This window comes from Fructobacillus broussonetiae, from assembly GCF_018437275.1.
In the GTDB taxonomy this organism is placed as follows: domain Bacteria; phylum Bacillota; class Bacilli; order Lactobacillales; family Lactobacillaceae; genus Fructobacillus; species Fructobacillus broussonetiae.
The window spans coordinates 1-23278 of record NZ_JAAMFK010000006.1 but is presented as its reverse complement, the minus strand read 5'-3'; the positions used below and the strand labels follow the sequence as shown (position 1 = coordinate 23278).

24 protein-coding genes and 4 tRNA genes are annotated in these 23278 nt (G+C 46.6%); 20 read left to right on the top strand and 8 right to left on the bottom strand.

The features are described 5' to 3' along the window. The first annotated feature begins 95 nt into the window (after window positions 1–95). The 7 genes from G6R29_RS04970 to G6R29_RS04940 all read left to right on the top strand — a co-directional run bounded on the left by G6R29_RS04970 (window position 96) and on the right by G6R29_RS04940 (window position 3590). Window positions 96–1346 carry an MFS transporter gene (locus tag G6R29_RS04970; protein ID WP_213809258.1) on the top strand — a complete coding sequence of 417 codons (1251 nt, stop codon included), beginning with the start codon at window positions 96–98 and terminating at the stop codon, window positions 1344–1346. 328 nt (window positions 1347–1674) lie between these two features. Next, a tRNA-Asn gene (locus G6R29_RS04965) sits at window positions 1675–1747 on the top strand. Window positions 1748–1750: 3 nt separating this feature from the next. Next, a tRNA-Thr gene (locus tag G6R29_RS04960) sits at window positions 1751–1823 on the top strand. A gap of 252 nt (window positions 1824–2075) precedes the next feature. Further along, window positions 2076–2591, top strand: coding sequence for a Panacea domain-containing protein (locus G6R29_RS04955; protein WP_213809257.1), 516 nt, complete (start codon window positions 2076–2078; stop codon window positions 2589–2591). Further along, complete coding sequence (locus tag G6R29_RS04950) at window positions 2592–2999, top strand: hypothetical protein (RefSeq protein WP_213809256.1); 408 nt, start codon at window positions 2592–2594, stop codon at window positions 2997–2999. It begins immediately after the preceding gene. A gap of 11 nt (window positions 3000–3010) precedes the next feature. Beyond that, complete coding sequence (locus G6R29_RS04945; protein WP_213809255.1) at window positions 3011–3232, top strand: hypothetical protein; 222 nt, start codon at window positions 3011–3013, stop codon at window positions 3230–3232. Next, window positions 3216–3590, top strand: a complete 375-nt coding sequence (locus G6R29_RS04940; RefSeq protein WP_213809254.1) for a DUF2335 domain-containing protein — start codon at window positions 3216–3218, stop codon at window positions 3588–3590. The genes G6R29_RS04945 and G6R29_RS04940 overlap by 17 nt, the downstream gene beginning before the upstream one ends. A 37-nt stretch (window positions 3591–3627) precedes the next feature. Here the strand turns inward: G6R29_RS04940 and G6R29_RS04935 are convergent. Continuing rightward, a tRNA-Leu gene (locus G6R29_RS04935) sits at window positions 3628–3713 on the bottom strand. A gap of 122 nt (window positions 3714–3835) precedes the next feature. Between G6R29_RS04935 and G6R29_RS04930 the strand changes: the two genes are divergently transcribed. The 4 genes from G6R29_RS04930 to G6R29_RS04915 all read left to right on the top strand — a co-directional run bounded on the left by G6R29_RS04930 (window position 3836) and on the right by G6R29_RS04915 (window position 7120). Beyond that, on the top strand, window positions 3836–4171 hold the full coding sequence (locus tag G6R29_RS04930) for a hypothetical protein (protein WP_213809253.1): 336 nt from the start codon (window positions 3836–3838) through the stop codon (window positions 4169–4171). Further along, entirely contained in the window at window positions 4171–4941 is a 771-nt protein-coding gene (gene tpiA / locus G6R29_RS04925; RefSeq protein WP_213809252.1) for a triose-phosphate isomerase, read from the top strand. Before G6R29_RS04930 ends, tpiA begins: the two co-directional genes overlap by 1 nt. Window positions 4942–5130: 189 nt before the next feature. Then, complete coding sequence (gene eno, locus G6R29_RS04920; RefSeq protein WP_213809251.1) at window positions 5131–6456, top strand: phosphopyruvate hydratase; 1326 nt, start codon at window positions 5131–5133, stop codon at window positions 6454–6456. Between the two features lie 94 nt (window positions 6457–6550). Beyond that, entirely contained in the window at window positions 6551–7120 is a 570-nt protein-coding gene (locus tag G6R29_RS04915; RefSeq protein ID WP_213809250.1) for a DNA-3-methyladenine glycosylase I, read from the top strand. Window positions 7121–7192: 72 nt separating this feature from the next. Here the strand turns inward: G6R29_RS04915 and G6R29_RS04910 are convergent. Continuing rightward, window positions 7193–7264 (bottom strand) — tRNA-Arg (locus G6R29_RS04910). A gap of 18 nt (window positions 7265–7282) precedes the next feature. After that, complete coding sequence (locus G6R29_RS04905) at window positions 7283–7918, bottom strand: YigZ family protein (protein ID WP_213809249.1); 636 nt, start codon at window positions 7916–7918, stop codon at window positions 7283–7285. 81 nt (window positions 7919–7999) lie between these two features. Here G6R29_RS04905 and G6R29_RS04900 point away from each other — a divergent pair, with 81 nt between their 5' ends. The 7 genes from G6R29_RS04900 (at window position 8000) to G6R29_RS04870 (ending at window position 14943) form a co-directional block, all read left to right on the top strand. Continuing rightward, a complete protein-coding gene (locus G6R29_RS04900) occupies window positions 8000–9307 on the top strand; it encodes an ATP-dependent helicase ComFA (protein WP_213809248.1) in 1308 nt (435 codons plus the stop codon). 75 nt (window positions 9308–9382) lie between these two features. Then, a complete protein-coding gene (locus tag G6R29_RS04895) occupies window positions 9383–10084 on the top strand; it encodes a ComF family protein (protein WP_213809247.1) in 702 nt (233 codons plus the stop codon). Window positions 10085–10255: 171 nt separating this feature from the next. Next, a complete protein-coding gene (mreB, locus tag G6R29_RS04890; RefSeq protein ID WP_213809246.1) occupies window positions 10256–11239 on the top strand; it encodes a rod shape-determining protein in 984 nt (327 codons plus the stop codon). Between the two features lie 11 nt (window positions 11240–11250). Continuing rightward, a complete protein-coding gene (locus G6R29_RS04885; protein ID WP_213809245.1) occupies window positions 11251–11460 on the top strand; it encodes a DUF2969 family protein in 210 nt (69 codons plus the stop codon). A 72-nt stretch (window positions 11461–11532) separates the two neighbouring features. Further along, window positions 11533–12744, top strand: a complete 1212-nt coding sequence (locus tag G6R29_RS04880; RefSeq protein WP_213809244.1) for an FtsW/RodA/SpoVE family cell cycle protein — start codon at window positions 11533–11535, stop codon at window positions 12742–12744. Between the two features lie 9 nt (window positions 12745–12753). Further along, window positions 12754–13749 (top strand): DUF2785 domain-containing protein, encoded by a 996-nt coding sequence (locus tag G6R29_RS04875; protein WP_213809243.1) that lies wholly within the window; start codon window positions 12754–12756, stop codon window positions 13747–13749. A gap of 51 nt (window positions 13750–13800) precedes the next feature. Next, complete coding sequence (locus G6R29_RS04870) at window positions 13801–14943, top strand: D-alanine--D-alanine ligase family protein (RefSeq protein ID WP_213809242.1); 1143 nt, start codon at window positions 13801–13803, stop codon at window positions 14941–14943. Between the two features lie 81 nt (window positions 14944–15024). On the opposite strand, the gene G6R29_RS04865 is transcribed toward G6R29_RS04870, so the two are convergent. The 4 genes from G6R29_RS04865 to rpsD all read right to left on the bottom strand — a co-directional run bounded on the left by G6R29_RS04865 (window position 15025) and on the right by rpsD (window position 18713). After that, complete coding sequence (locus G6R29_RS04865; protein WP_213809241.1) at window positions 15025–15477, bottom strand: universal stress protein; 453 nt, start codon at window positions 15475–15477, stop codon at window positions 15025–15027. Window positions 15478–16073: 596 nt separating this feature from the next. Continuing rightward, on the bottom strand, window positions 16074–17369 hold the full coding sequence (locus tag G6R29_RS04860; protein ID WP_213809240.1) for a replication-associated recombination protein A: 1296 nt from the start codon (window positions 17367–17369) through the stop codon (window positions 16074–16076). Between the two features lie 61 nt (window positions 17370–17430). Further along, window positions 17431–17799 carry a DUF1694 domain-containing protein gene (locus G6R29_RS04855; RefSeq protein WP_213809239.1) on the bottom strand — a complete coding sequence of 123 codons (369 nt, stop codon included), beginning with the start codon at window positions 17797–17799 and terminating at the stop codon, window positions 17431–17433. A 302-nt stretch (window positions 17800–18101) separates the two neighbouring features. Then, window positions 18102–18713 (bottom strand): 30S ribosomal protein S4, encoded by a 612-nt coding sequence (rpsD, locus tag G6R29_RS04850; RefSeq protein ID WP_213809238.1) that lies wholly within the window; start codon window positions 18711–18713, stop codon window positions 18102–18104. Window positions 18714–19088: 375 nt separating this feature from the next. On the opposite strand from rpsD, the gene G6R29_RS04845 reads away from it, so the two are divergent. Beyond that, window positions 19089–20789, top strand: a complete 1701-nt coding sequence (locus G6R29_RS04845) for a septation ring formation regulator EzrA (RefSeq protein ID WP_213809237.1) — start codon at window positions 19089–19091, stop codon at window positions 20787–20789. 255 nt (window positions 20790–21044) lie between these two features. Here the strand turns inward: G6R29_RS04845 and G6R29_RS04840 are convergent, their stop codons facing one another. Beyond that, complete coding sequence (locus tag G6R29_RS04840; RefSeq protein WP_213809236.1) at window positions 21045–22451, bottom strand: APC family permease; 1407 nt, start codon at window positions 22449–22451, stop codon at window positions 21045–21047. 179 nt (window positions 22452–22630) lie between these two features. Between G6R29_RS04840 and G6R29_RS04835 the strand changes: the two genes are divergently transcribed. Further along, window positions 22631–23203 carry a guanylate kinase gene (locus G6R29_RS04835; protein WP_213809235.1) on the top strand — a complete coding sequence of 191 codons (573 nt, stop codon included), beginning with the start codon at window positions 22631–22633 and terminating at the stop codon, window positions 23201–23203. Window positions 23204–23278 lie beyond the last annotated feature (75 nt).

The following is a 23278-nucleotide window of genomic DNA, read 5'->3' as shown; positions in this document are numbered from 1 at the left end:
TAGGTATAGTAACATGTGTTTAAATTTTATAAAAACGCATCATTCACGAAATAATTGACGCCTGTGAGCGTCGGTTTTGAAAGGACATTCAAATAATGACAAACGCTGCTACTGATGCAGACCAAGTCCACTTTAAGGACTTTACGAAGCATCAAAAAGTAACAATGGTCTCAACGACGGCCGGCTTCTCTCTAGAACACATGGACCACTCGTTGATTCCAATTGCAACGACTGCCATCGTCTCTTCTTTGGGCGTAACCCAAGCCGCGGCTGGGTTGATTACAACCTTTGCCATGACGGGTACGCTTTTGGGAGGACTGTTCTTTGGAATCTTGGCTGACAAAATTGGTCGCGCTAAGATCTTCAACTGGACGATTTTCGTGGTTGCCTTTGCAACCGCAGCCCTTTACTTCGCAGACAACATCTACGAAATCTACGCCTTGAAGTTCTTGGCCGGTTTCGGAACCGCAGCCGAATACGGTGCTGGGGTGACGTTGATTGCCGAAAGTTTTGCTGGTAAGAAGATTGGTCGTTTGACTTCCCTTGCACACATTGGTGGACAGACGGGAACGATTTTGGCAGCCATAGCCTCTGCGCTTATCCTGCCTCGATACGGTTGGAACGCACTCTGCCTCTTTGGTTTGTTGCCAATCGCCTTTGCCTTCTTCGTTCGTCGTAACTTGACGGATTCAGCTGAATTCGAAGAAGCACGTCAAAAGCGCGAAGATGAAAAGAAGAAGCAGAAGATGCCGTTGATCGAAGTCTTCAAGACGCCAGCTTTGGCTTATCAAACCATTGCCTTGGTCTTGATGATGATGGTTCAAATTGGTGGGTACTACGGTATCTTGACTTGGTTGCCAAAGACGATGCAGGCCCACTTGGGCTTGCCGGTTGGTAAGTCCACGATGTGGACCGTTGCCATGGTCATCGGGATGTCACTTGGAATGTACTTCTTCGGTTCATTCTTGGACCGCTTTGGCCCTCGTAAGGCCTTCGGATTCTTCCTTGGATTCTCAGCCTTGGCTTTGTACTTGCCAACGCTTGCACACAACGCATGGTCACTCTTGGCCATCATGTTGGTGGTTGGGTTCTTCTCAAACGGTATGTACGCCGGATTCGGTGTGATTGTTTCACGTTTGTACCCAGCTGAAGCTCGTGTGACGGCTAACTCAGTGGTGTCATCCGGTGGAAAGTTCCTTGGTGGATTCTTCCCATTCATCGTTGGTTCTTTGATGGACAAGTTGACGGTGAACCACGTTTTGATGTTCTTCACGTTGAGCTACTTGTTCTCACTTGCTGTGATGCTCTCAATTCCAGCATTGCGTAGCAAGAACACGAAATTCTAATTAAATAATTAATATCTAGCCACTCGTTTCGAGTGGCTTTTTTTATTGCCATTGTAAAGTCAAAGGCAAACCAGGCCGCTTTATCCGTATTCTCCACCCAAAAAAGAAGGGAGGTGTGAGGATTTATGATGCTCTTTTTTAGCTAAAACAGCTCGTACTCAGGCTTACCAGGCGCCAATGATCCAAATCTGAATTAAGACCGGTTTTGACTTTTTCATTTGTCGCTAAAATTCACCCAAAAAAGGTAAAAAATAAGGAGAAAAACGTTGACAGTTATAAGCTCAGATGGCATAATTAAATAGTTGTTTTGATACAGCAAAAGCATTATTCCGAATTAGCTCAGTTGGTAGAGCACACGACTGTTAATCGTGTTGTCGTCGGTTCGAGCCCGACATTCGGAGTATGCCGATGTAGCTCAGTTGGTAGAGCACGGGTATCGTAAACCTGGGGTCGAAGGTTCGAATCCTTTCGTCGGCACTAAGCAAAAGCACTCAGTTTTCTGAGTGCTTTTTTTGTGTCCTTTTTGAACGGAAAGAGAGACAAAATCTTATGGTTAATTAGGCCAATTATTCGACTGAAAAAGGCGGGTGCAAACCCGTCTTTTTTGCGTTATTAAACAGTAAAAATTTCTTTGTATAACATCGCCAAAAACCCTTGATAAAGCTTTTTTACCTGTTATTCTAAAGGTGTTACAAGTCACTTTTTTAAACCTATTATGGGAGGTACAAAATGAAAACATGGTCTGCTTTACAAGTCGTGGATTGGATGCGTCTTCATAGTTTTGCTGAACTGAAATGCAACCCAAATGCGGAAGAACTCACACAAATGAAAGCCATGAAGCTGCTTTACTATGCTCAAGGTCTGGCTCTTGCGGTATTCGGTGAACCTTTGTTCAAAGAAAATTTACTAGCCTATCGTTATGGCCCCGTGGTTGAAACTGTTCATGAACGCTACAAGCACTATCGGGGTATTGTACATATCACTATGCCTGATGGCTTTGTGGTAAACGAAGAAAACGGAATAGATCCTGACGCTCTGGAAAACTATACAGCGATTTTTGAAGATCCCGAAAGCAATAGCGTTTTGCGGAATGTAATGAAGTTGTATGGGGAAGAATCAGCCACTGAATTGATGGAACGGACACATGAGGAGCGTCCATGGAAAGAAACAGAGCAGAGTGGTGTTATTGACCTGGAACTAATTAAGCAGTATTTCACTGACGAAGTTGTAGAAAAGGACGTGTAAATGAAAAATACTAAGAAGATTAAGGAATCAAGCTTTCGTAGTTATGAATTAGAATTTCCCTTGTTTAATTTCACTTTTCTAACAAGCATGAAACGTTATGACTTGAATCGTCAGGAAAATGATAGCGTTTCAAAAATTCTATTGAAGAAACTGATGATGCTGTCTCAGTTGCCAATCGATAAGTTAATTGCTTTAAGAAGGGAAAGCGGATTAGAAGTTATCTCTGAGAATCAAGTGAAGCGAGATGTGATTCCAAACGTATTTTCTGAAAGTGGTCGTTATGAAGAGTGCTTTAATGGGCTCTTTGTATTACGTCTTGGTAAGTCCGGACGTCTGCTGTTAAAACGTCGCCATGAGGTCTTTTACGTCATTGCCGTGGACACGCATTTTGACTTATATAGTCACTAAGGAGGTGTTTGATGGACGTCAAATTAAAACTAAAAGATAAAATCACCGCCTTTTTTTCTGGAATTGGTTATCTGAATTTTGTCGGAAGCATCCCGATTCATACTTATCAAGGAGAAACGATGAGTCCCGAGGAAGAAGACTACTGGGCAATTTATTCAGATTGGAAAGCGGTAGGTGATGATATGCGATGGGCGATGCGAAAGGTGGATGAAGAGATTGGAAGAAAAGAATAAGTCTTTTTCTGATTATGCAGTATCGAAAAATTTGTATCTTGGCCCAATTCCCCCTGCAAATGAGTTGGACTATTATCGTCAAATAGATGCTTCTCTTCCGAAGAAAATTATGAGGATGTCTGAAAGACAAAGTGATCATCGAATGGAACAATCATCAAGAGCGCTGGATATTCGTGAACAAGAATTAGCGCTAGCTAAGTTGGGAATCGTTTGTGGTTGCTTACTATTGAATTTTGCCTTAATAGCAGCTTTCTTCATGATTTATAAAGTCCAGTACACTGGTGGAGTCTTTTCGATATTCGGAGTCTTGTGTGCAGTTGTAACAACGTGGTTTACAATGGCTCGAAAGAAAAATTAGGCAAAAAAAGCAGACCCGAAGGTCTGCTTTTTTCTTATGCGGATGGCGGGAGTCGAACCCGCACGTCCTAAAGCGGACACAGGATCCTTAATCCTGCGCGTCTGCCAATTCCGCCACATCCGCAACTTAACTCATCAAAGTTTACAGAGGTTTACGCTTTTTGTCAAGCAGACAAATAAAATTTACTAATCTTTTCGTCGAAGCCTCAAATATTTGTTAAACTAATACAGGATTGGAGAATGCCGATGAAATTATTTAAGTGGTCCAAACAAGACCAACAAGTAAAAGAAGACCAGAGCCAACTCGAATTGCTGCAAGCAGAAAACGATGAACTCTTAGGTCAGATCGAGTCCTTAAAGCTCGACGTTACAGAATTAGAAGTTGAAAAGGCTCACTTGGAAGACGTGTTGTCACGTTCCGGATACAAGAAGCGCATCATCCGTATCGGCTTAGGATTGCTCGTCTTGGTCGTAACCTATGCAGGACTTGTGTTGGTTGGTGAACGTTCAACGAACCTTCCGTGGTTATTGCTCATTGAAGCAGCCTTCATCTTCTTTATGGGAAGAGGGGACGATAAGTGATGAAAAAGAATCGTCGACCACTTGTTTTAGCCAACTGGAAAATGAATATGCAGCCTGAAGATGTTGCACCATACTTGGACGTGATTTTACCAGAAGTTGAAAAGGATGAAGACGCTGACGTTGCTGTTGCAGGTCAAAACCTCTACCTTGCCCAAATGGTCCAACAATCAAAGGGGTCCCGACTTGCCATCGCTGCTCAAGACGCTCACTGGGAAGACAAGGGAGCCTTCACCGGCGAAACGTCACCGAAGGCGCTAAAAGCAATTGGCGTGTCATACGTGATGATCGGACACTTTGAGCGTCGAAAGCTCTTTAACGAAACGGACGAACGCGTGAACTTGAAGACCAAGGCCGCTTTGAAGAACGGCTTGAAGCCAATCGTTGATTTGGACGAAGACTTGTCTGCTTACGATGGACAAGCACTTGACCAGGTTGAACTGGGCCAGCTGAAAAAGGCTTTGGATGGTATCTCTGAAGAAGAGATGCAAAACGTTGCCATCGCCTACGAGCCAACCTGGGCCATTGGGTCAGGTGAAGCGGCATCGGCTGAGCAGGCTGAGCAGTCCGCAGCTTTGATTCGCGCCTCCCTCGCCAACTTGTACAACCAAGACTTAGCTGATCAGACTCGAATTCTGTACGGTGGATCGGTTAACACGGATAACGCCGCTTCTTTCTTTAAGCAAGAAGACATTGACGGAATCTTGGTTGGTAAGGCGGCCTTGAATCCACAGACTTTCTTGGATTTGATTGACATTGCTCAACAAGGATAAAAAACGCTAAATAAGAATGACGGAGCCAGCCACCCTCGTGGCTGACTTTTTTATTTGCTTTAATCTTAGAAGAAAAGTCGAAAATTGGGCATTCTTGCACAAATTCCTGTTCAATTTGAGTTTTAAGGGTGTTATACTTTAATTGGAATTGTATAAACAATAACCCACATACAAAAGGAGAACAGATAGATGTCTTTGATTTCTGATATTATCGCACGCGAAGTCCTCGACTCACGTGGAAACCCTACGGTTGAAGCCGAAGTGATCACTGAAGTTGGTGGATTTGGACGTGGAATCGTCCCATCAGGTGCCTCAACTGGTGAACACGAAGCCGTTGAATTGCGTGACGGTGACAAGAAGCGCTTTGGTGGAAAGGGAACGACTAAGGCCGTTGCCAACGTTAACGGACCAATCGCTAAGGCTTTGGTTGGAAAGTTCGACGTAACTGACCAACGTGCCATCGACCAAGCAATGATCGACTTGGACGGAACGCCAAACAAGGGTAAGTTGGGTGCCAACGCTATCTTGGCCGTTTCTATCGCTGCTGCCCGTGCGGCTGCTGACGAATTGGGAATGCCTTTGTTCTCATACATTGGTGGTATGAACTCATACGTATTGCCAACGCCAATGATGAACGTTATCAACGGTGGTGCTCACTCAGATAACAAGGTTGACTTCCAAGAATTCATGATCATGCCTGTTGGTGCTCCTTCAATGAAGGAAGCCATCCGTTATGGTGCAGAAACTTTCCACGAATTGAAGAAGTTGTTGGCCGCTGACGGTAAGGCTACTTCAGTTGGTGACGAAGGTGGATTTGCTCCTGACTTCGCAAACAACGAAGAACCTTTGCAATACTTGATCAAGGCCATCGAAGGTGCTGGCTACAAGCCAGGTAAGGACATCGCCATCGCTGTCGATGTTGCTTCTTCTGAATTGTGGGACGCAGACAAGTCAAAGTACGTTTTGCGTTGGTCAACTAAGGAAGAATTCTCAACGCCAGAATTCATCAAGTACTTGGAAGGCTTGGCAGACCGTTACCCAATCATCTCAATCGAAGATCCAATCGACGAAAACAACTGGGATGACTGGGCAGAAATCACTAAGGAATTGGGCAAGAAGGTTCAATTGGTTGGTGATGACTTCTTCGTTACGAACACGAAGTTCTTGGAGAAGGGTATCAAGATGGGTGCCGCTAACTCAATCTTGATCAAGGTTAACCAAATCGGAACGATGACTGAAACGCTCGAAGCTATCGAAATGGCTAAGGAAGCTGGTTACACGGCTATCGTTTCACACCGTTCAGGTGAAACGGAAGATACGACGATCTCTGACTTGGTTGTTGCTACGAACGCCGGCCAAATCAAGACTGGTTCAATGTCACGTACTGACCGTATCGCAAAGTACAACCAATTGATCCGTATCGAAGAATTGTTGGATACGACTGCTAAGTACAAGGGTGTTAACTCATTCTACAACTTGTCAGCACAAGCTCGTGAAGCTATCCAAGCTAAGTAATTCTTTATAAAGAAAAACGCTCTTCGGAGCGTTTTTTTGTGCTCTCATTCGTAGTATTAGTTAGGGAGTTGCATAAGAACTGAAAGGAGCAACTATGCCAAAACGATGCTTATGGGTTGAATCAGAGAAAGCAACCGATATCTTACTGCGTTATCATGATGACGAATACAGTCGAATCGTTCGCGATGAGCGTTTGACCTTTGAGTGGCTTTCGCTCGAATTATTTCAGTCAGGATTAAACTGGCGTGTCGTGCTTTCAAAAAGGGCGGCATTGCAGCGGGCGTTTGCCTATTTTAACGTCGATCAAATTGCCACATTCACGGAAGATGATGTCAAAAGACTACTAGAAGACCCAAACATCATCCGAAATCGATCAAAAATTGAGGCGGTTATACAAAACGCTAAGGAAATTGCTGACTGGCACGAGCGAGGATTAACACTTAACGGATACTGTTGGGATGAAGCCGAAGGCGAGCGTCAAGATGTTGGTGCCCAACCTGGGGAAAAACTAGCGCCAACCACCCCCTTATCCCAAAAGATTAGTCGAGAACTAAAAGCTTCTGGCTTTTCTTTTACGGGCCCGGTGGTGATTGAGTCGTTCTTACAAGCAATAGGCATTCACAACGGACATAACCAGGATTGTGATTGGCATGATGTGCTGTAAAGTTGTTTCGTTTCATTGCAAAAAAAGAGCAAAAGAAAAAGGACGAGCGAATGCTCGTCCTTTTTTTCATAGTGCGCGATCCGGGAGTCGAACCCGGATTGCAAGAACCGGAATCTTGAGTGCTATCCATTACACCAACCGCGCGAACTATGTAATTATAACCTATTTTTTATCGATTTCCAAGTAGGTTTCACCTATCTTATCGAAGGTAATCCGCCCCGCAAAGCGGTTTGTGAGTTCTTCTTCGAAGGCATGAACGTCTTCTGGAGCAACAGCCACTTCATGGTGCACAGCCGTGTCATAAGACGTGTCATGAACCAAATATTCGTTTTCCTTTAGCCAGTAAGTGAGCTCGTCGTTATTGGAATAATCAACGGTTAGTTTTAGAACGGCCCGGTTTAAACGTTCAACTAAACCAAGATCATCCAAACCGCCCGCGGTTGTTCCAGCATATGCGCGGATCAAACCACCTGCACCAAGCTTGATTCCCCCAAAGTAACGGGTGACGATGGCTAAACAGTTGTGCACGCCCTGTTTCTGCAAGACTTCAAGCATTGGCACGCCAGCCGTACCTGAAGGTTCACCATCGTCGGTGTAGCGCTTGATTTCGTCGTTGTCACCGATGACATAGGCATGAACGTTATGGGTTGCCTTGTAGTGTTTCTTGTTGATCATCTCGATTTTTTCTTTGGCTTCGTCTTCGCTATTAACGCGAACCAAGTAAACGATGAAATCAGATTTCTTGATTGTTTGTTCCCAGGTGCCTTCTTGAGGTTTTAATAAGTAAAAGTGTTCCATGTTTCGTATTATATCACGGGGGAAAGAGAGGAGAGAAGAAAGGAAAGGTTGATTTTTAGGTGCTATAAGAAAGGAGCCAAAATGGAAGGGATTAAAAGAGAGCGGATGAACGACGGCATTCTATACGGACGCTTGCTGACGTGGCCAAAAGTTTGGCCAGTTCCAAAAGGAGTGACGGTGATTGAGCCCTTCAAAAACGGTCGGTGTTTTCGCTGTGGTCAAAACGAACACAGTCCATTGCCAAACGGGCACTATTTTTGCTTAGCTTGTTTGAATTTGGGAAGGATTTCGACTCATGATCTGCTTTTGACTTTGCCGGAGCCAAATGTTTTTGAAAGTTTTCCGGGGATGTCATGGAAGGGCCATTTAACAACAGATCAGGGTGAGGTTGGCCAAGCTTTGGTCAACTATTATCGGAAGAAAAAAGACCAGTTGGTCTGGGCGGTGACCGGTGCCGGTAAGACAGAAATGCTTTTTTTGCTGATTAATGACGCCTTGAGAAACGGAGACCGGGTGGCTCTTTTGTCGCCGCGGGTAGACGTTGTCTTGGAACTTGCCCCTAGGTTGAAGGCGGCCTTTCCTGTTTTCACGCAGGTGCTTTACGGCGCGCAAGAAGCACCCTACCAATATTCACAGTTCGTCATTGGCACAACGCACCAGGCCCTTCGGTTCTACCGGGCGTTTGACCTCATTGCTGTCGACGAAGTGGATGCTTTTCCGTTTCGAAACAACCCAATTTTAGAACGTGCGTTGAAACAGGCTAAGAAAGAAACGGGGAGCACCGTCTATCTATCGGCGACTCCGTCAAAGAAACTGTTGCGACAAGAACGCCGAGGGAAACTTATCGTTCATGAGTTGCCCGCTCGTTTTCACGGTCATCTGCTACCAGAGATTCAGGTGTTTTATGAGGGGTCAAACTGGCAACTGGGACCGCCTAAAGCGTTGGCTGAAGCCATTTTGCGTTGGGAACAGGCCGGATTGCCTTTCCTGCTGTTCGTGCCACACGTCGATGATTTGGAGGGGGTCTTCGACTACGTTCAAAAACTGACCAAGTATTCAGGAACAACCGTGCATGCTCGCGATAAAGACCGCCTCTCCAAAGTCAGCCGCTTACGCGGCCACAACTACCAATATCTCATCACCACCACGATTCTTGAGCGTGGCGTCACGCTACCCGGTCTCCAGGTCGCTGTTTTGGGAGCAGACTCACCGGTCTTTTCCGCCAGTGCACTCGTGCAAATCGCCGGGCGTGTTGGTCGTAGTCAGGAGAGTGCGGAAGGGGACGTTATTTTTTTGGCGAAAAGCCCAACGTGGGCAATTTTCCAGGCGAAAAGAGCCATTAAGAAACGAAATCGACTCGCTCAAAAACGTCGCACATCTAAAAAGTAATGCAAGATAACAACAATTAATAAAAAGAGGCAGTGCCAAAGGGAGTCCATCACGAAAAGTGAGGAAGAAACCAACATGAAAAAATGCCTAATATGTGACAAAAAATTATACGAAGAACCAACGATGATACACACACTCTGGGGCATTGATCTGGCAGAAAGCGATTACTGTCTTGACTGCTTAATGGCCTTTGAACCCTTAATTGGCCCGAACTGTCTCGGGTGTGGGCGAAAGGTAAAAGAAGAAGGAAAAGTATGTGGGGACTGCGGCTATTGGAAGAAAAAACAAGTGACCTTGTTAAAGCACCAGGCGCTCTATGTTTATAACGAACAGATGAAAGCTTACATGGCCAAATATAAGTTCATTGGGGATTATCGAATGGCGCGCCTTTTTCAAAAACGGATGCATGAGATGATTCGGCAAATTATTAAGAAAGAAAAAATCGATTACGTGGTGCCAATCCCGGTTAGCAAGACGCGCTATGGCACGCGGGGATTTAACCAGGTGGTGCCTTATCTGCCACCAACACCGAAAGTGATTGAAGCACTGAAAGTTCGAAAAAACAAAGGAAAGGACCAATCCGAAAAGAGTCGTCAGGCCCGCCTGCATGCCAAACAGCCCTTTATACTTGATCAAGAGAAAGTAAAAAGGTTGAAAGGAAAGCGCGTCTTGCTCGTTGATGACGTCTATACAACGGAACGAACACTCTATCACGCACAAGCCCGCTTGCTTGAAGCGGGCGCGACTTTTGTCACTTCCTGCTCATTAGCAAGGTGAAGTTTTCGTAACTGTTTTTAAATTAAGGAAAGATTTTTCATTTGATTAGAAATAAGGGCGAAGATTAACCGGAATTAGCCTTTTCTACTGGCTAAATATGGTATAATCGAAAGGATTGTAGGGGAGGATTTACACTTCCCTCAGTAACCTATATTTTGGAGAAAATGAACGATGGCAAGAGATATTGGAATTGATTTGGGAACAGCCAACGTGTTGATCTACGTCGAAGGTGAAGGAGTGGTTTTGAACGAACCATCCGTTGTCGCCGTTGATGACAAGACTGACCGTGTATTGGCTGTTGGTTCAGAAGCCTACCGCATGGTGGGTCGTACACCTGGTAACATCCGGGCCGTACGTCCTTTGAAGGATGGAGTTATCTCCGACTTTGATATCACGGAAGCAATGTTGACTTACTTTGTTAACAAGTTGAACGTGAAGGGCTTCATGTCAAAGCCAAACATCATGATCTGTGCCCCAACGAACATTTCTGAAATTGAACGTAAGGCAATCATTCAGGCGGCTGAAAAGGCTGGTGGTGCCAAGGTTTACTTGGATTACGAACCAAAGGTTGCCGCTATTGGTGCTGGTTTGGACATCTTCAAGCCTGTCGGATCAATGGTTATCGATATGGGTGGTGGAACTTCTGACATCGCCATTTTGTCACTTGGTGACATCGTTGTCGCAGAATCAATCCGTGTTGCCGGTGACCGCATGAACGTGGACATCGTGAACTACTTGAAGCGCGAACACAACCTGGTTGTTGGAGAGCGTTCAGCCGAAACAATCAAGATTGAAATTGGTTCAGCATTGCCTTCAGATAACCCTAAGACAATGGCTGTCCGCGGACGTGATAACTTCCAAGGAATGCCACAAACGATTACGGTTAACTCAAACGAAATCGAATCTGCCTTGCACGAAACGTTGGCTCAAATCGCTGACGCAGCACACTTGGCATTGTCAAAGTTGCCACCTGAATTGGCAGCTGACATCATCGATCGTGGAATCATGTTGACCGGTGGTGGTGCATTGCTTAACGGAATTGACAAGTTCTTGTCAGACCGCTTGGGTGTTCCTGTCTTCATCGCTGAATCACCATTGGATAACGTAGCCAAGGGTACCGGTGCTTTGCTGGAACACATGATGGCTAAGGACTAAGGAGTTTTTTGATGTCTAAGAAAAATCAGAGCTTTGCTGTTTCACTAAAAAAGGCAAACGACCAAGTTCAGGTCTTTGTTGACGATCAGGAAATCGGTCTAATTGAAGAGAGTCAAGGTGCCTACAAGGCAACCTTGGGTAAGCAAGTTGTGATTGCTTCTGCACAGTCAGAAGACGAAGCTTTGCAAGCTTTGCTTTCTTCATACAACCTTTATTACTAACTCTTAAAAGAATCCTTTGCCTCGGCAAGGGGTTTTTGTACATAAAAAGCTTTATCTCTAAGGGAGAATTTGATGCAACGTTTCAACGCCCACAAAACGAGTCGTACTTCGGCATCCGAGCTCGACTGGGGAATGATCCTCGTCTTGATCTTACTCATGTTAATCGGTTTGTACTCCTTGTACTTTGCCATTCTTGATGGTGGAAAGGGGGCATCACCAATACGTGCCATCATCATGCAGTTACTTTACTGGGTTATCGGTGCTGTGATGATTGCCTTCATTATGCGCTTTGACGCCTTTCAGCTTTGGCGTTTGGCACCAGTGGCATACGGTTTAGGAATTGCGTTATTGATTGCCGTTCTCTTCTTTTATAACCGGGCGCTTGCTTTGCAGGCTGGTGCGAAGTCCTGGATTGCCTTTGGCCCCGTCTCCCTTCAACCATCAGAAATTGTGAAGCCGGCCTTCATCTTGATGTTGGCGAAGGTCGTGGCCAATCACAACCGTCTTTACCCAGAACACACGGTTGAATCCGACTGGGTCTTGATTTTCAAGATGGCAGGCGTGTTCTTGCCCGTTGCCTTCTTGATTGCCTTGCAAAACGATTTGGGAACGTTGCTTGTTTTCATCGCTATGCTTGGTGGAATTACCATCGTGTCAGGAATTACCTGGCGCATTCTTGGCCCGGTTTTGATTTCAATTGGAGCCGTAGCTTCCACGATGCTCTTCTTCGTGACATCTGCAATTGGTCGTTCAATTCTTGGGGCCTTTGGGTTCCAAGCCTACCAATTTGCACGAATCGATGCTTGGTTACACCCGGGACAAGATACTTCTGATTCCGGTTATCAGACCTACCAGAACTTGAAGGCCATTGGATCGGGACAACTTTGGGGCTCAGGTTTTGGAAACCTCAAGGTTTTCGTTCCGGTTCGTGAGTCCGATATGATTTTCTCCGTAATGGGGGAGACCTTTGGATTCGTTGGTGGAGCCTTCTTGATTGCAGTCTACTTCGTCTTGTTGTACTTGATGATTAAGGCAACCTTCAAGGCTCGTAACACTTTCTACGCATACATCGCCACTGGTGTGGTCGTGATGGTTCTCTTCCACGTTTTCGAAAACATTGGAATGAACATCGCCCTCTTGCCATTGACAGGAATTCCATTGCCATTCATTTCGCAGGGAGGATCGTCTCTTCTTTCGAACATGATAGGAGTCGGCTTAATTATGTCGATGTCTTACCAGCAGAAGAGTCGTGTCTTTAACGAATCAAATGACTTCTCACTCTAAGGAGGAATCATGGAAGAATTAGACAGTGTATACGCTCAACTGCACTTCATGCTGGATGGTGTGAAGCAAGGAAAGCTTCTGAAATCACTGCCCGATATGCTTTTTGCAATCCGACAGGATATCAAGTATGGCAAAGAAACGCCGATGCCCCCTTTGCTTTCTGCCTATGAATCGCTCGATCAAATGGCGGCTTACCAAGATCTTTGGAAAAAAGAAGAAAACGGTGAAATTGCACCATCAACGATGGATTCCGATGATTTGCGCCGCTTTCTTTTACTCCTGTCAGCCACGGATTCAACGATTCGCGACACGGGCGCCTTTTTCTTTCTTGGAAACGCGGTAACGGGTCATCATTTAAGCAATGAGCAGTTGCGCACGGTAGTTGCGGAATTGACGGATGAGTCGCGCCTTTTGTCTCACGTCTTGGAAGAAAAGAATGATGGGGCTTTCTACCGCTCATACTGTCTAGCATTACTGGCTATTTTGATTAACGAGGACCAAAACGGTTCGGTCTCCTTCATCGATGACGAGATGAAAGAAAACATCGTTTTGAAATTGTCAGTATTAATGTTGGCAGAAAAGGACACGCGCGGGTATACTGAAGAAAGCGGATGGGTGCATATCTACAGTCACCTAGCCAATGTCTTGGGAGCACTCTTTGAAGATCCGAAGTTAGCACGAGCCGATAAGCTCTTCTTGCTGGCCTGCTTGATGACGAACTTGCGGACATTGGACACGCCGTTAACCATGGGCGAAATGGGACGGCTTGTCGGAACGATTTTGAGCCTTGCAAAGCGACACGCGCTCTATGCAGAATACCTTCTTTTGACGTTGAAGCTTTGGCGTCAGGACTTGGTCAATGAGCCCTTCGTCCAGAGCCGCTCCCGTTGGCAAAAGCTTTACAATCGGGTGGACTTCTTCCAACAGATTTTGGCCTTCGGTGAGAATGGTAGTCCAAAAGAAGTTTGGGAATACGCCCAAGCAACTAAAAATTATTTATCATAACAAAACCAGCTGGTTTGCCTTATGGCTCCAGGCTTAGAAAAGGAAAGAACTATGGCAAAGCAACACGTTGTATTACTCTTCGGTGGAAACTCTTCTGAACACGATGTGTCAAAGCGTTCCGCTTACAACTACTACAAGGCGCTTGAAGAAACGGGTAAGTATGATTTGTCCGTTGTCGCCATTGCACAAAATGGTTACTTCTTGGATGCAAAGCGTTCAATGAAGATCATGATGCAAGAAGACGAACAACCATTGGTTGATTCATACATGGCTGAATTGAAGGACAAGGGGATTTTGTCACCAATCAAGGCCTTGGAAGACTTGCCTGAAATTGATATTTTCTTCCCAGTCGTTCACGGAAACTTAGGTGAAGACGGGACATTGCAGGGGCTTTTCCGACTCTTGGATAAGCCATTCGTTGGTGCCGCTCTCCGCGGCCACGCCGTATCATTTGATAAGGTGTTGACGAAGGAAATCTTGACGCAAAACAACATTCGTAACACGAAGTACTTGGTCACTTACAAGGCTGACAAGGAAAAGTTGACTTGGTCTGAAGTGGAAAAGGAACTTGGGTCCGTTGTCTTTGTTAAGGCGGCAAACCAAGGATCATCCGTTGGTATTTCACGTGCTGAAAACGAAGAAGAATACGAAGCAGCTTTGAAGGATTCCTTCCAATACGACCGTAAGGTTTTGGTGGAAGCCGCCGTTAACGGTCCCCGCGAATTAGAAGTTGGGGTAATCGGAAACGATGATATCCTGGTTTCTGAAATTGGTGCCCACCAAGTGCCAGATCAAGGTGGCGACGGTAAGGGATGGTACGACTACCACTCAAAGTTCGTTGACAACTCCGAAGTGGCCTTCGAAATTCCAGCCAACTTGCCTGATCCTGTGACGGCAGAGATTAAGGAAATGGCTGCCAAGGCATACCGTGTGTTGAACCTGCAGGGTGAAGCCCGCATGGACTTCTTGATTGATGAAGACAACGTGCCTTACTTGGGTGAACCAAACACGTTGCCTGGATTTACGAACATGTCATTGTTCAAGCGTCTCTGGGACTACTCAGACATTAACAACGCGAAGTTGGCCGACATGATGGTGCAGTACGGTTTTGAAGCCTACAAGCAAGCATCAGAAATTTCTTACTCATTCGAATCATTGGGTGAAGAAAAAGTTGGAACATTCAACGGAAAATAATCATATAAAAAAGCTGACCTGTGATGGTCAGCTTTTTATTTTGCTTGAAGCGCCCTGAAAGGGGCGCGTTTTTATATGAGACTAATCTTCTTTACCCTTAACGACCAGGACATCGACCGGCGCCACACGCGTCACGTAGGATGTCACGGAGCCCACCACGATTCGCTCGACCGTGTTCAGGCCCGTCGCACCAATCACAATCAAATCCGCGTTGATTTCCTTTGGAATATCATTTGCAATTAATGACTTTGGCGAACCGTAATCAATTCGGTAGTCGACCACTTCGACGCCCTCGTTTTCTGCCTGTTCCTTGTAAGCCGTGAGCAGTTTCTTCGCTTCTTCCGTCACCGTATCGACCATCGAGTTATCAAAGGCCGTCACGTTGCGGATTGCGCGTGGATCAATCACGTTGGCAATCACTAGTCTGGCATCGGCGCCCGCTTCCTTTGCCATCGAAATGGCACGATTCAAGGCCGCCTTTGCTTCTTTTGAGCCATCCACTGGCACTAAAATGTTTCGGTAGAACGTAGACATGAATTGTCCTCCTTTTCTTTAGTATAGTACTAATTTCTAAAAAAGTGGAATTTATGCAAAATCAGAATCGATTTCTTGTGTGACCGAATCGCCGTAACTGTCCAGCATTAAACAAAAAGTCTGTCTATGTATCTTATTTGAATTCGAGTTGGACTTTTATCTCCCGGTAAAAAGCCCATAAAAAAGTCATAAAAGGCCATAAAAAAAGCCCACTCGAAGTGGACTTCCATGGTTTTACCATGACACTCTGTTGGCACCGTTAATCGCCGCTCAGATTTTCCTCGAAATTGTCGAGGTGGGTGGTTCGGAGCTAGCGCTGGTTTACCAAATGAGAAGGCCTAACCATTACTAGCTCGCTCCCCGCCCTATTAAAAGGTTGTAAGGAAAAAGCTGTAAATGCAGCAACGCGTATACCAGAGTTCACCTATAGTATAACGAATCGCGGGGCGAAATGTCAGTCTTGACATGGATGGATTTCTGTTTAAAATGGCGGGCTTTGATAGAAGACAGTTCGCCTCTTTTTATCTCCTTTTGCTCCTGTAAAAGTCCAACCCGCACACAAAAAAGACGGCATCACAGCCGTCTTTTTCAGAAGCTTATTTACCGGTTAATCCCCGATGTTGTTTATCCTTCAACGTCTTGTTCACGTCCTTCAACTGCTGCTCGAAAGGCGAGTTACCCTTCGGTTTGAAGTAGTGATCATCTTTGATGGCATCCGGCAGGTACTGCTGGGCCACCCAGTCGTTTTCGAAGTCGTGGGGGTAGATGTAGTCGTTTCCGTGCCCAAGCTTTGAAGCGCCTGAGTAGTGGGCGTCCTTCAAGTGTGCTGGAATGGCCTGCGCCTTGGAACGCGAAGCCTGAGCAAGCGCGGCATCCATGGCCGTGTAGGCCGAGTTGGACTTGGGCGACAGCGCCAGTTCGATAACCGCGTTGGCCAACGGAATGCGTGCTTCTGGCAAGCCGAGTTTCTCAGCCGTTTGAATGGCCGTGACCGCGCGGAAGGCGGCGTTGGGGTTGGCCAAGCCGATGTCTTCGTAGGCGATGACCGTCAAGCGACGAACCAGGATGGGCAGGTCGCCGGCAGCAATCAAGCGGGCCGTGTAGTGAAGCGCGGCGTCAACGTCCGATCCACGGATGGACTTCTGCAGGGCGGAAATCACGTCGTAGTGGGCGTCCCCGTCTTTGTCCGCAGACAACGCCTGCTTCTGGGAGGTTTCCTCAACGACTTCCAAGGTGATTGGGATGTTGCCGTCTCCGTCCTTGGCCGTTGAAAGCACCGCGAGCTCCAAAGAATTCAAGGCGGCTCGCAGGTCACCGTTCGTGGCCTGGGCCAAGTGTTCCTTGGCTGCGTCGTCCATCAGAACGGGGTAATTACCCAAGCCCTTTTCCTTGTCATTCAAAGCACGGTCGATGGCGACTTTGATATCGTCGGTCGAGAGCGGATGAACCTGGAAGATCTGCGTACGTGAGCGAATGGCTGGCGTGACGTTCAGGTAGGGATTCTCGGTGGTGGCACCGATCAAGATGATGGAGCCGGATTCGAGGTGGGGAAGCAAGAAGTCCTGCTTGACCTTGTTCAGGCGGTGGATTTCATCCAGCAGCAAGACGACCGTTCCGGACATCTTGGCCTCGGCTGCAACCGCCTGCAAGTCCTTTTGCGAATCCGTCGCCGCGTTCAGGGCGCGGAAGGCGAAGTTGGTGGAGCCGGCGATGGCGGAGGCGATGGAGGTCTTACCGGTGCCGGGTGGCCCGTACAAAATCATGGACGATAGTCGCTTGGCTGCAACCATGCGCCAGATGATTTTGTTCTTGCCGACGAGGTCTTGCTGGCCGACGATTTCTTCAATTTTTTCGGGCCGCATCCGAAAGGCGAGCGGTTGTTGTCCTGCCATGAGGAATCCTTTCAAGTTTTTTGTATAAAAACGGCCGGGGAACCCGGCCTTACCTTACTGCTTATAGCTCAATATTGTCGATGTTGACGGCTTTCTTAGCCGCCAACACGATGGCGTAGGGGTCAGAGACCGCCTTTGATACTTCGTTGTTTGATAATAGGGAGTAGTTGTTACCGGACTTAATGGCCAGCTGCAAGTAGTCGATGTAAGCGCCACCTGCCTGATTCTGATCAATGATGAGATTGGCGTCAGGGTTTGCCTGCAGACGGTCGGCCAAAGTGGTTTTGGCGTTCTCGTCGTTAATCTGTGACGTCTTAATCGCCAAGATGACGCGTTCTCGGTAGGTGCCAAGGTAGAGACGCTTTTCATCTGGCTTCAGGTTAGGACCTGAACCGTTTTGATTCTGTTCGAGACGATCGTTTACATCCATGCTGTTGACCTCCGTTTGTTACTGATACTAATTATACGGAAAAAAGCAGGGGGTTTCAAAAGAGATGGTGGATGGTTCTTAAAGGAGCTGATTTGATTCCTTTAAAAGAGATCGGATACAAAAGGATGGCGGCCGGGCCCTCGGGCCCGACTTTGCCCGCTTTAAAAACGCATAAATGGTCGGCCAAGAAATGACCTATAAAGGAATTAACTTGAGTGCCAGCAAAAGCAACTAAAAGTGCACACAAAAAAGCACCCGCATAAGCGAGTGCTTTTTGTACCGTAACCGGTTGGGTAATGAAATTATCCAAGACGGTTGTAGTATTCAACGATAAGAGCTTCGTTGAGGTCTGCATCGAGTTCTTCACGTTGTGGCAAACGTACCAAAGTACCTTCCAACTTGTCAGCGTTGAACTCAACGAACGCAGGACGTGAAACCACTGATTCAACAGCGATTTGGATAGGAACAATGTTCTTTGACTTTTCGCGAACAGAGATCACTTGACCAGGCGTAACTTCGTATGAAGGGATATCAACGCGCTTGTTGTCAACCATGATGTGACCGTGGTTAACCAATTGACGAGCTTGTTGACGCGTAGTGGCCAAACCTAAACGGTAAACGATTGAGTCCAAACGACGTTCGAGCAAGATCATGAAGTTGGTACCGTGAGTACCTTGACGGATCTTACCAGCCTTGTTGAACAAACCGTGGAATTGACGTTCAGTCAAACCGTAAGTGAAACGCAACTTTTGCTTTTCAGCCAATTGCAATCCATATTCAGAAACCTTACCGCGACGTCCTTGTCCGTGGTCTCCAGGGGCGTAGGCACGACGTGCCAATTCCTTACCAGTTCCAGAAAGTGAAACACCCAAACGACGTGAAACACGCCATTTTGGTCCAGTATAACGTGACATATATATGTCCTCCAAAATGTATTTTGCTGTACATTTGAGGGCCTGCACCAGATGCGTGCAACGTCAAAAGTTTCGTTTCTCAGAAGCCGTAGCTCAGCTCTTACTAACGAGTAGGGACGTTGTTGACGCGCTTCTTTGCAGACTGCTACTCAATACAACTTCAATCATTATAACAGGGTTTGCTATGCAATACAAGCATGGCGCCGGGCCCTCGGGCCCGACTTTTCAGTCATCCATGCCAAAGTCAAAACCGTACCAAGATAAGATATAGAAGAAAAGTTAAGAATATACTAAAAAAGCGCCCGAAAGCCTTTTGTTAAACAATCTTGGTGTAAAGTGGACAGTAGATTATATGGAAGAGACGGAAACAAGACTATGGTAATCATCGTAGGATTAATCATCGTACTGCTCGTGTTTGCACTGGTGGCTTGGGCCATCTTAACGCAACGAAAAGCAGCCGGCCAAGTAGCCGATTTCGAACTCGCCAAGAAGGCACTTTTGGACGAACGCGTTCAAGACGAAATTAAAAAAGCGAAGAAGATCTCCTTAACTGGACAAGCCTTGCGTGAATACCAAACGATTCAAGGGCAATACCAGTACTTAAAGGACCGCTTTAACAAGATTGATCAAGAACAATACAAGGCGCAGAAGTTAACCGGCGGATTGAACGTCTGGGGAACAAAGAAGGCCTTGCGTACGTTGTTGTCCCTTTCAAAGGAAGCATCCCAAGTGCAGGCAAGCATCAAGGATGGTTTGGATAACTTGTACCAGCAAAATGATCGTCACCACGCGGCAATTCGTCAATTCCACGAAGAACGTCCTGCCATTGTGGAACGCATCAAGAGCGAACCGGAATCATTCGGTCCGGCAACGGACAAGTTGCTTGATTTCGTCCAACAAGGTGAAGAATCATACCAAGAATACTTAGGCCTTGTGGAAGCTGAAAAGGCTGTGGAAGCGGCCGAGGCATTTGAAGCGCTCGGAATGGAAGCGGGTCAGGTGACGCACTTCATGCAGGCGATTCCAATGCTTTTGTCTCAGTTGAACGGCAAGTTTGCTGAACAAGTCGAAGAGATTCAAAACGGTGCGGAAGAATTGCGTCAGCGCGGCGTGGTTTTGGACGAAGACGTTGTAAAAGATGGTTTGGCCTTTGTTGAAGAGGAAAAGAACAAGGAATTGTCCGCCATCGAAGAGTTGAAGGTGAAGGAAGCAAGCGAAACGGCTTCTGCCATCGAAGAAAAGATTCAGTCTTTGTACGACATGATGGAAGCGGAATTGGCCGCTTACCACCGTTACTTCAAGCAACAGGAATTTATCCAGAAGGGCTTTGACCGCGTGAAGGAGCAAAACCACTCCTTGATGATCGAGTTGGCTTACTTGAAGAGCCGCTTTACGTTGTCTCATGAAGAAGAAGAGCAACAACAGACGTATGAAAATGAGATCCAGGGAATGGTTGAGGGTCAAAAGGAAGTCGCCGATGCGTTGGCAGATAAGACGATGACCTATAGTAAGGCCTTGGAACGCCAGAGTCACTGGGTGCTCTTGTTGAAGGAGTTGGACAGGGATCAGATTGCTTTGTATAAGCAGATTCAGACTTTCCAGCCGGCGTTGAAGTCAGCTAAGCAGCGCGCACAAGACGATGTGGCTTCGTTGAAGGATTTGAAGCGAACGTTGGAGCGACGTGATTTGCCGGGATTGCCAAAGGTGTTCTTGGACCACTTCTTTGCCTTGTCGGACGAGATGGAACGCTTGGAGACGTCATTGGAGGCGTCACAGGTGGACTTGGACGACGTGCAGCGCCAGGTGAACATTGTGTCATCGGACTTGGATACGTTGAAGGATGAAGCGAAGATTGTGGCGGAGCAGGCGGAGTTGTCTGTGACGCTCGTGCAGTACGCTTCACGCTACCGTGAGGATAATGCGAAGATGGCACAGGCCTTGAGCGAGGCGAAGGACTTGTATGAAAAGGACTTCGATTACGCGGCGGTGGTTGAAAAGGTGAAGACGGCCTTGAACGAGGTCGAGCCGGACGCATACGCGCGTTTGGTGGCTAACCAAGATCCGGTTGATTTATAACATCATGTGAAAACGCCTTCGGCTTACAACGCCAGGGCGTTTTTTTACGGCCTGAATTAAGAAGAGTAGGGAAAACGCCATCCCTCAAGAGATGCTTTCGCTACGTCCTCCAAACGAATGAAGCGCTGCCAGTACCTTCCTCTCTGCTAACGACGTTTCCACTACGTCCTCTCTGCTAACGACGCTTTCACAACGTCACCCGACTTAAGGACACACAAAAAGCGCCACCCCGTTTGGTGGCGCTTTTCTTATCGATTAATCTTTTGCTTTCAAAGCGGAGTGCTTGATACCGTAAGTGAAGTACCAAATCAATCCGATGATGACCCAGATGCTGTAAAGCTTGAATGTTTCAAGTGAGAGCTGTGAAATCAAGAAGAGTGAGATCAAGGCAATCAAAGCAGGGAGTACTGGGTAGAGTGGCATCTTGAAGCCATCGTGCTTCAAGTCCTTGCGCTTCCGCAAGAAAAGGACACCCAACGTGATGAAGAAGAAGGTGGTTAACGTTCCGATGTTAATCAAGTTCGTTAACGTGGAAAGGGGAACCAATCCAGCCAAGAAAGCTTCAACGGTAACGGCCAAGATAATGGCGTTCTTTGGCAGGTGCTTCTCGTTTACCTTGCCGAGTCTTTTTGGCATCAAACCGTCACGACCAAATGAGTAGGCCAGGCGAGATGAGGCGAAGATCAAGGCCAGAATGGCCGTGAACATCCCAATCAAAGCACCGATGGTAATGACAACGGAGAATTGCGTTTGCTTAATCGCTTGAAGGGCAAAGGCGGCGGGGTCATCAACACCCAACTGCTTGTAGTTGACGATTCCCGTCAAAACGATGGCGAAAAGCGTGTACAGGGTGGATGAGATAACAACCGTTCCCAAGATACCGCGCGACATCGTCTTGGTTGGGTTCTTGACTTCGGCGGCGTGAGCGGCGATTGTATCGAATCCTAAGAAGGAGAAGATAATGGCAGCCGTTGCGGCGGTGATACCGCCAAGGCCAAAGGCACCAGAGTGGAACTGCTTTGGATAGAAGTCCGCGTAGTTTTCGGGCTTGATGAAGAAGAGACCACCGATGACAAAGGCCAAGATGATGGCGATCTTCAAAACGACACCCGCGTTTTCGACTTTTTTACTTTGAGACAAACCAGCAAACAAGATGAAGGTTGCCACTAAGATGACTAAGACGGCCAAGAGGTTAACGATACCACCTTCACCTGGACCGGCAGTTAAGTAACTTGGCAAGCCTAGGCCGATGACGTGAAGTAAGGAATTCAAGTAAGCGGAAAATCCGGTTGAGATGGCAGACACTGCCAAGAAGTATTCCAGAATCAATGACCAACCCAAGATCCAACCGATGATTTCGCCGTATATGACGGAACCATAAGAATAAGCGGAACCGGCAACGGGCATGGCGGAAGAGAATTCAGCAAAGGCCATTCCGCAGACGCCAGAAAAAAGTGCGGCGAGGAAAAACGAGATTGCAACCGCTGGGCCGGCGTGGTTTGCGGCTTCGTGTCCAGGGAGTATAAAGATACCGGAACCGATCACAGTTCCGACACCCAATCCGATCAAGTCCTTGGTGGAAAGCACACGGGACATGCGCCCGTCTTTTTCCAAGTAACCCGAAACGGACTCTTTTGCAAAAGCTCGTTTCAATACGTTCATAACATTTCCTCATTTTTCTTTAATATATTCAATAATCTTAGCAACATTGTAGGGAAAAGTCAAAGACGAACTTGGCTCTTTTAAAGTCCTTTCAAAAATTGGAATAACGAATAAATCGATGCAATAAAGTCGTTTTCTTCTATATAAGTGATAAAATAAAAATCATCGGAGGTAGGACCATGCAAAAAAGAGTCATCGTCATTATGGGAGCAACTGGAGTTGGTAAAACATCCATTTGTTCTTATATAGGAGAAAAGTACAACATTCCTCAGGTAATCACCCATACAACACGCCCCATGCGGGATGGTGAAGCGGATGGCGTTGACTACTACTTTGAAACACCTGCTTCCTTTAAGGAAAAGCACTTCTTGGAATCTGTTAGCTACGCGGGTAACTCATACGGTTCTTCAATGGAAGGTTTAAAAAAGGCATGGGCAAAATCTGACCTTGCAGTGACCGTTTTGGATACAAAGGGTGGGATCACTTATAAAGAAGAATTAGGTGACCAGGCCTGGCTTTGGTATGTGACGGTTTCAGATCAAAAGGAGTTGGTTGAACGGTTGCACGAACGCGGGGATGGGGATGTCGCGGTGGAAAAGCGAATCAACTCCGCAGAGTTCAAACGGGATTTGAAACTCCCGGAGGAGCTCGAAGGAAACGCAGAAGTGCTTCTTAACGATGATTGGAAAAGCCTGAAGGCGCAAGTTGATGGGCTTATTAATCAGTCAAAGGCAAACGCAAGGTTTTCTTAATAATTTTCCTGTAAAAAAGCATTGACGAAACCTGGGCAAATCCGTATACTAATTATTGTTCCTTACGAGGAACGG